The organism is Corynebacterium sp. HMSC073D01, from assembly GCF_001815555.1.
GTDB classification, from domain to species: domain Bacteria; phylum Actinomycetota; class Actinomycetes; order Mycobacteriales; family Mycobacteriaceae; genus Corynebacterium; species Corynebacterium glucuronolyticum.
Genome location: NZ_KV821085.1, coordinates 63,180 through 63,391, shown reverse-complemented (window position 1 = coordinate 63,391; position 212 = coordinate 63,180).

The following is a 212-nucleotide window of genomic DNA, read 5'->3' as shown; positions in this document are numbered from 1 at the left end:
CATCTGCCCCGCACCTGCGGGGATGAGCCCTCTTTGATCGCAAGGATGGCTTGCAGAAGGAAATCTGCCCCGCACCTGCGGGGATGAGCCGCTGCTGTTCGAGTAGGCGTTTGCGGTCTGTGAATCTGCCCCGCACCTGCGGGGATGAGCCGGTCACCAAATTCGGGAATGGCAGATCCGTATCATCTGCCCCGCACCTGCGGGGATGAGCC